Consider the following 7,802-nt stretch of genomic DNA (forward strand, 5'->3'; position numbering starts at 1 on the left):
AGACCCGACCGTTACTTTTGGAGGGCTTGGCTTAGTGCAGGCTCAAGCTGACAAGCCGAAATGCCAAGTTTTCGGGCAGCGGTGACCCTGCAAGCTCGGCTCTCAACAAATCAGTCCAGTCCGACAGAACTAACCCATGCCGAGTGGGCAACAAACAGCAGCGGTGACCATTCAAGTGCATCTCTCAATTCACCCAGATCAGCGATCAATCGCAGTGATCGCTCATTGCTTTTTGATAAACCGGTTGGTAAACCGCACTGCCTCGGAATACGGGAAGATATCCTCGATGTGCCCTTGGGTAATGCGGTCTTTTCGCTCCTGCCAGAATTCATATTCCAGCAAATCCCGGTGTTTGCCCAAAAACGCTTTGCGCACCCTGCGGTCTCCCAGCAAGAAATGCCCGAACTCTTCCGGGAATACGTCTTTCGGGCCCACCGTGTACCAAGGCTCAGACGACATTTCCGCCTCGGGGTTGGGTGCATCCGGAATACGGCGGAAATTGGAGTCGGTCATGTACTCAATTTCGTCGTAATCGTAAAACACCACTCGGCCCAAGCGGGTCACGCCAAAGTTCTTGAACAGCATGTCGCCCGGAAAAATATTCGCGGCAGCCAGCTGTTTGATCGCATTGCCGTACTCCGTAATGCCGTGTTCCACTTCCGCGTCAGTGCCCTGCTGCAAGTAAATATTCAAGGGCGTCATGCGGCGCTCAATGTACACATGCTTGATCACCACGGTGTCGTCTTCAAAGCTCAGCGAGCTTTCGCAGGTGTCTTTCAGATGCTCGATCAATTCTTCTGAAAAGCGGTTCAGTGGCAAACCCACATGGCTGTATTCCCAAGTGTCGGCCATTCGGCCCACGCGGTCATGTTCTTTCACCAATTGGTATTTGCGCATCACACCGGCGCGGTCAATTTCCTTGCTGGGTGCAATTTTGTCTTTGATCAGCTTGAACACATAGGGGTAAGACGGCAGCGTAAACACCGCCATCACCAAGCCCTTGATACCGGGCGCCACAATAAACTCATCGTGCGAATGCTTCAAGTGGTGCAGAAAGTCCCGGTAAAACAGGGTTTTGCCCTGCTTGTGCAAGCCCAGCATGGTGTACATCTCGGCCTTGGGCTTGTTCGGCAACAGCGTGCGCAGAAACTGGACGTAGGCGCCGGGCGTTTCCATGTCCACCAGGAAATAGGCGCGCGTAAAACTGAACAGCGTGGCAATTTGCTGCACATTGAACAGCACGGTGTCGATGTACAACTTGCCCGATGAATCCCGAAGAATTGGAATGGCAAAAGGCTGCGGCATGTTCGAGTTGATGAACTTGCCAATAATGTACGCACCCTTGTTGCGGAAAAACAGGCTTGAAAGCACCTGGATTTGGCAATCGGGATCGACCTTGATGGGCCGTGGCATCACCTGCCGCGCAGCATGCACCACGTAACGCAGATCACGCTCCAAATCCACAAATTCAGCATTCAGCGAAAAATCACGAATTAATCGCTTCAATGTTTTGCGCAGACCACCACTTTTCGGGTTCGCCGGGTAATAACTGCGATAGGAGGGTGGATCGCTTTCCACATAATCGGTGCTGACCGCGGGGCGCACAAACAAAAACCGGTTGTGGTAGTAATCGCGATGCAAAATCTTGGTCACGGCGGAATTGAAAAAGGTCTCCGCCAACTCAGGCTGCTTGTGGTCAACCAGGTAGGTCACAAAACGGGTCTTAATCTTGGCCCACACCGATTCACTCATCAACAGCGAACCATAGTTGCGACGCAACAGGTCAACCGCCTCTTTCACACGCTCATCGTAGAAATCGATACGGTCGCGAGCCAGTTGTTGAATCAAATGCCAGTCGCCTTCCTCGAAAAGCTTCTTGGTTTGTTGAGCACAGTAGCGAAACAGCCTGTAGTGTTTGTCGAAGCCCGCCAGAATATCACTGGCCACTTTTTTGGACAGCTCGCGCTCTTCCTCCTCACTCAGGTGGCTGGTTTCGCTGAGTTCACCAAAATCCTCTTCCAGGGTTTTCAGGTCCAAGGGCACGCTGCTCATAAGCTGGCTTCACTCCATATGATGAACCACCGATTCTACGAGATCCCATTCCCGTTTGCCCAAGAAAATCCAAAACCTGCACGAACTTAGTATCATGGACGGATTGAATCAGGAAGTTGTCATGCCAAGTCGTTTCAAGTTGCTCTACCTGTTGTGCTTACCCTTGCTGGCCTGGGCCTGCAACGGAGAAAACAATTCTGGCTCCGCATCCCGCAATGCCATTCAATCCTCAGAGGCCTTTGGCTGGCCTGCTTCAGTTCAAGGTGAAAATCCCCCTGAAAGCCCCTTGCCTTCCGATGATGTGCTGTTTCAACTGGGCATGGTCAGCGACATGTTGCCGCGCCAACAACTGGCCGGTGTGGTTGACCCCATCGCCCTGGGCTACACGCTGAGCGACATCACCGACCCCGCCCTGCTTGAATTTCAGATTCGTGCCATGGCCGCACAACTGAATGATGGCTCCCGAATTGAGCAAGTCTTCCACTGGTACGGGCACCCCGAGAACAACCAGTCAGTGGCGCTGGTACCCGTCAATTTTCAAAACCGCTATGGCACCCGCTTGCATGGCGAAATCGTGCTGCCCAAGCGCGGGCAAACCCAGGCCACTTCGCAACAATTCCCGGTGATTTTGGCGCTGGAAGGATTGAACACCAACACGGCCATGTACCGCTGGTGGCATCAGTTGTTCGCGGATGCGGGGTACCTGGTGTTTGCGTTTGATTTTTCCGGCCAAGGCCGATCAGATGATGAAGTGCAAGGCGACCCCGGCAACAACATTGAAGAAGCACAAGACGCGCTCACCTACCTGCTCAACAACAGCCCCGTGCGCGAGTTTATCGACCCGGCCCGCATTGGCGTCATTGGCCACAGCATGGGCGCAATTGCCACCATGGGTTTGCAAGCAGTGGAGCCGCGATTGAAAGCCGCTGTGGCTGCCGCACCCATCAGTGAAATTCAATCGGTGTTTGACAAAAACCCGATCCCTGTGATGATACAAACCGGTGACCACGATGGCCCGATTGCACCGATTGTGGCGGTGAACCCGGCCGTGGTGCGCCCAGTGTACGACCAGTTGACCAGTGACCGCGCCTTTATCGTGGCCGATGCCGCCAGCCATGCACAGCACACCAACTACCCGCTGCTGCCCACCTCGACCTGGGGCCGTGAAATTGCTGCCCAGTACTCACTGGCCTGGATGAATTACCACCTGCTGGGCAACACTGAGGCGCTGAAAGTGCTGCAAACCGCGCACCCCAGACTCAGTTATTTGTGGGAAAGTGAAGTGGTGATTGGGCAGGACAAACGGGTGTTCAAATCCACCGGGCCTGCCCTGCCGCAATAAGCGTTTACATAGTTTCCGCGAACAGCTCGCGGCCAATCAACATGCGGCGAATTTCGCTGGTGCCCGCGCCAATTTCATAGAGCTTGGCATCGCGCCACAAACGGCCACAGGGGTACTCGTTGATGTAGCCGTTGCCGCCCAGAATCTGAATCGACTCGCCCGCCATCCAGGTGGCTTTCTCGGCCGAGAACAAAATGGCACCGGCGCAGTCCTTGCGCAGCTTGCGCACTGTTTCTGGTGTGGCCTTGTCGCAAGCCTTGCCCACTTGGTATACATAGGCACGGGTGGCCATCATGACTGAATACATGTCCGCCAGCTTGCCCTGAATCAGCTGAAATTCGCCAATGCTTTGGCCAAACTGTTTGCGGTCGTGCACATAAGGCACCACCACATCCATGGCTGCCGCCATGATGCCCAGGGGCCCACCGCTGAGTACTGCGCGCTCAAAGTCCAGACCACTCATGAGTACATTCACACCGCGGCCCACCTTGCCCAGCACATGGGTTTCGGGCACTTCGCAATCCTCGAACACCAACTCGCCGGTGTGGCTACCGCGCATGCCCAGCTTGTCCAGCTTCTGCGCAATGGAATAACCCTTGAATCCCTTTTCAATCAAAAAGGCGGTAATACCATGGGGGCCTGCAGCCAGGTCTGTTTTGGCATACACCACCAACACATCCGCGTCGGGGCCATTGGTAATCCACATTTTGTTGCCGTTCAACACATACTTGTCGCCTTTCTTGTCGGCACGCAATTGCATGCTGACCACGTCTGAGCCCGCACCGGGTTCGCTCATGGCCAAGGCACCAATGTGCTCGCCAGAAATGAGCTTCGGTAAAAAGGTTTTACGCTGCCAGTCATTGCCGTTGCGGCGAATCTGGTTCACGCACAGGTTGGAATGCGCGCCGTAGCTCAACGCCACCGAGGCGCTGGCCCGTGAAATCTCTTCCATGGCCACCATGTGGGCCAAATAGCCCATGCCGCTGCCGCCCAGCTCTTCTTCAACTGTCAGCCCCAACAGGCCCATGTCGCCCATTTTTCGCCACAAATGCATCGGAAACTGGTCGGTTTTGTCCATTTCTGCCGCCAACGGGGCAATTTCCGCCTGGGCAAAGGTTTGTACTGCATCGCGCAAAGCGTCGATGTCTTCTCCAAGATCAAACTGAAGTCCTGGCAAATTCAACATGTCAAAGTCTCCGCAGAAGTTATGCTTTTTCGAAATGATGCCCTACAATCAGCCCCTTCACCCACACAAATGACTGAAAAGTCACCAGAAAACACATGGGAATTGAACGTTTGTTTGAACCGCCCGTTTTGGGCCAGCCCACCCCGGTTGCCCCAGGCGTTTTGTGGCTGCGTTTGCCACTGCCTTTTGCGCTCGACCACATCAATGTGTGGCTGATCGAAGAAGAAAACCAGTACACCCTGGTGGATTGCGGCGCAGGCCTGCCAGACGTGGCAGCCATGTGGGAAGAAATCGAACAAACCCTGTTTGTGCGCAAGCCTTTGGGGCGAATTATTTGTACCCACGCTCACCCCGACCACATCGGTATGGCCGGCCCACTGGCCCGCCGCCATGGGGTGCATGTGCACATGTCCACGGGCGAGTACTTCATGGCGCGCGGCCTGTGCGCCAACCTGCCGGGCTTTGACGGCAACACGCTGGCCGCCTTCATGGCCAGCCACGGTCTGGTGAACGAGAAAAAAGCCGATGAAACCCTGGAAGCACGCGGCGGCATGTTTTCACGCCTTGTGCCAGAGCCCCCACTGAACTACCAACGCATTCAGCACGGGGATGAGATTGAGATTGGCGGCCATGTGTGGCAATGCCACGCCGGTTTTGGCCACAGCCCGGAACACATGAGCCTGGTGTGCAAAAGCCTGGATTTGATGATCAGCGGGGACATGCTCCTGCCCACCATTTCAACCAATGTCAGCGTGTATGGCATTGAGCCCGAAGGCAACCCGCTGCTGTTGTTTTTACAATCGGTACAGCGCATGGCGCAGCTGCCCGACAGCCTCACCGTATTGCCTTCACATGGCGTGCCTTTCAAAGGTGTACACGACCGCTGCGCGCAATTGCTGCGCCACCACGACCACCGGCTCAATGAACTGCTGGAGGCCATCAAGGAAAAGCCCCTCACTGCCCGCCAAGCCATCGCCGTGTTGTTCAGGCGGGAGATGGATGGGCACCAAATGAGCTTTGCCATGGGTGAGGCCGTCGCCCACCTGCACTACCTGTGGTACAAAGGTTTGGTAAAACGTTTGGCCGTTGAGGGCGTGTGGACGTTTCAGGCTGTTTAGATGCCTGCCAGCCCTTTAAATTTGCACAAGCGACCCCATTTCAATTGTTGACCCAATTTTTGCAGCACACAGCACCATGAACAAAGCAGCCCACAACATGATCCCAGTCACCATTCTTACCGGTTTTCTGGGCAGTGGAAAAACTACCTTGCTAAACCGAATTCTGAAGGAAAACCACGGCATGAAAATCGCCGTGATTGAAAATGAATTCGGCGAAGAAGGTGTCGACAACGACCTGTTGATGCAAAACGAACAGGAGAATATTGTCGAGATGAACAACGGTTGCCTGTGCTGCACAGTGCGCGGCGACCTGGTGCGTATTCTCGGCGAAATGGCCGCCAAGCGTTTGGCGGGCGAACTCAAGTTTGACCGCGTGGTGATCGAGACCACCGGTATGGCCGACCCTGGCCCGGTTGCCCAAACATTCTTTGTAGATGATCTGGTGGCCGAAAGCTTCATTCTGGACGCAGTCATTACCGTGGTCGACGCCAAGCATGGCATGCAGCAACTGGACGAACACCGCGAGATTCAACAGCAAGTCGGTTTTGCCGATCGTATTTTGCTGTCCAAAACCGACCTGTGCACGGAAGATGAAGTCACCGCGTTGAAACGCAGGCTGGTTAAGATGAACGCGCGCGCCGAAATGATGATTTCGGAATTCGGCGTAGCCCCAATCGACAAACTGCTGGACGTACGTGGCTTTAACCTGAATTCCATTCTCGACATTGCACCCGACTTTCTGGACGAAGACAAACACGTTCACAACGACGAAATTCAAAGCTTTGTCTTCAAAAGCACCAAGCCGTTTGATGGGCAGAAGTTTGAGGAATTCATGGGCTCGGTCACCCAGGTTTATGGCCCCGACATGCTGCGCTACAAAGGCATCTTGAACATCAAGGCAAGCGACCGCCGCGCCCTGTTTCAAGGCGTTCACATGCTGATGGGACTGGACTGGGGCAGAAAATGGGACAGTGCCGAGAAAAAAGAAAGCAAAATCGTGTTTATTGGGCGTAAACTCCCCAAGGAATTTATCACCCAAGGGTTAGAGCTTTGTCTAGCCCGATAGCGGATATACTGGTATATAGTCAATAAAAAACCAAAGGACTAGAGGCTGTGCTATGACCACTGAGAAAACGCCCGTCATCACCGAGAAGCAATTGCTCGCGATGAAAGAAGACGATTACATGAACGAGGTGCAGCTTGCCTTTTTCCGCCAGCGCTTGCAGGAAATGGAAAAGGAACTGCTGGCCAACGCAGGTGAAACAACGGAGCACCTACGTGAAACCGTGGTGGTCCCCGACCCCGCAGACCGCGCCACCATTGAAGAAGAGCATGCGCTTGAGCTTCGTACCCGCGACCGTGAACGCAAGCTGTTGAAGAAAATTCAACAATCCATTCAAAAAATCGAAGCTGGCGAATACGGCTGGTGTGAAGAAACTGGCGACCCCATTGGTGTGGCCCGTTTGCTGGCCCGCCCCACTGCCACGCTTTCGCTTGAAGCGCAGCAGCGCCGGGAATTGAAGCAGCGTATGTACGGAGATTGATTTTCTCGATTTGCTGATGCGGTACAAAAAAGCACGGTGACCCTTGGGTTGGCGTGCTTTTTTTACGCGCTCAATGGCCGACGTATATACCCGATCGGCTAGGGTTCAGATCTCTCGCGGTGCGTTAACTGCCCAATCGGCTTGGGTTCCGATCTCTCGCCAGAAAACCTGTTGATCCCTTGCTGAGCCTTGCAATGCCTAAGAACGACCCTCCTAAACTTCGGGTCGGGTTCGTTCTCTGTTGCCCATGCTGGGCAACACCGGCCCTGCTCGGCACGCAAGGGCAGGTTTTCTTGAAGGCGAGGCGATCGAAACACCGCCGCCGAATGGGCGATGAAACCAGCCGTGAGTCGCTTGGAGGTGGAGATTCGGCCGGTGCCGGTTTAAGCCAACTCGGCAGTGGGATTGCTTGGGGCGCACTTCAAGAAAACCGCCCCGTTTGAGTTGATTCGCAGCGCTCGGCTTCATGCCGACACCGAGACTCGGCCCGCCCTTTTGCCGAGCGAGGTGAGCAAGAATCCATTCAACAAGGGATCAAGCGGTTTTCTGTGCGGAACAAG

Annotated in this window: 6 protein-coding genes; 4 read left to right on the top strand and 2 right to left on the bottom strand. The window is 54.6% G+C overall.

The features are described from left to right. Positions 1 to 222: 222 nt before the first annotated feature. Positions 223 to 2,052 carry a bifunctional isocitrate dehydrogenase kinase/phosphatase gene (aceK, locus tag B4C79_RS04405; RefSeq protein ID WP_291739817.1) on the bottom strand — a complete coding sequence of 610 codons (1,830 nt, stop codon included), beginning with the start codon at positions 2,050 to 2,052 and terminating at the stop codon, positions 223 to 225. Between the two features lie 121 nt (positions 2,053 to 2,173). Between aceK and B4C79_RS04410 the strand changes: the two genes are divergently transcribed. Further along, positions 2,174 to 3,394 carry an alpha/beta hydrolase family protein gene (locus B4C79_RS04410; RefSeq protein ID WP_291739819.1) on the top strand — a complete coding sequence of 407 codons (1,221 nt, stop codon included), beginning with the start codon at positions 2,174 to 2,176 and terminating at the stop codon, positions 3,392 to 3,394. A 4-nt stretch (positions 3,395 to 3,398) separates the two neighbouring features. On the opposite strand, the gene B4C79_RS04415 is transcribed toward B4C79_RS04410, so the two are convergent. Continuing rightward, positions 3,399 to 4,580 (bottom strand): isovaleryl-CoA dehydrogenase, encoded by a 1,182-nt coding sequence (locus tag B4C79_RS04415; protein WP_291739820.1) that lies wholly within the window; start codon positions 4,578 to 4,580, stop codon positions 3,399 to 3,401. Positions 4,581 to 4,675: 95 nt separating this feature from the next. Between B4C79_RS04415 and B4C79_RS04420 the strand changes: the two genes are divergently transcribed. The 3 genes from B4C79_RS04420 to dksA all read left to right on the top strand — a co-directional run bounded on the left by B4C79_RS04420 (position 4,676) and on the right by dksA (position 7,242). Next, positions 4,676 to 5,698 (top strand): MBL fold metallo-hydrolase, encoded by a 1,023-nt coding sequence (locus B4C79_RS04420; RefSeq protein WP_291739821.1) that lies wholly within the window; start codon positions 4,676 to 4,678, stop codon positions 5,696 to 5,698. A gap of 76 nt (positions 5,699 to 5,774) precedes the next feature. Continuing rightward, entirely contained in the window at positions 5,775 to 6,764 is a 990-nt protein-coding gene (locus B4C79_RS04425) for a CobW family GTP-binding protein (protein WP_291739823.1), read from the top strand. A 52-nt stretch (positions 6,765 to 6,816) separates the two neighbouring features. Next, positions 6,817 to 7,242, top strand: a complete 426-nt coding sequence (gene dksA, locus B4C79_RS04430) for an RNA polymerase-binding protein DksA (protein ID WP_105027577.1) — start codon at positions 6,817 to 6,819, stop codon at positions 7,240 to 7,242. Positions 7,243 to 7,802: the final 560 nt, after the last annotated feature.

It is taken from the genome of Limnobacter sp. UBA7229, assembly GCF_002473065.1.
Lineage (GTDB): Bacteria > Pseudomonadota > Gammaproteobacteria > Burkholderiales > Burkholderiaceae_B > Limnobacter > Limnobacter profundi.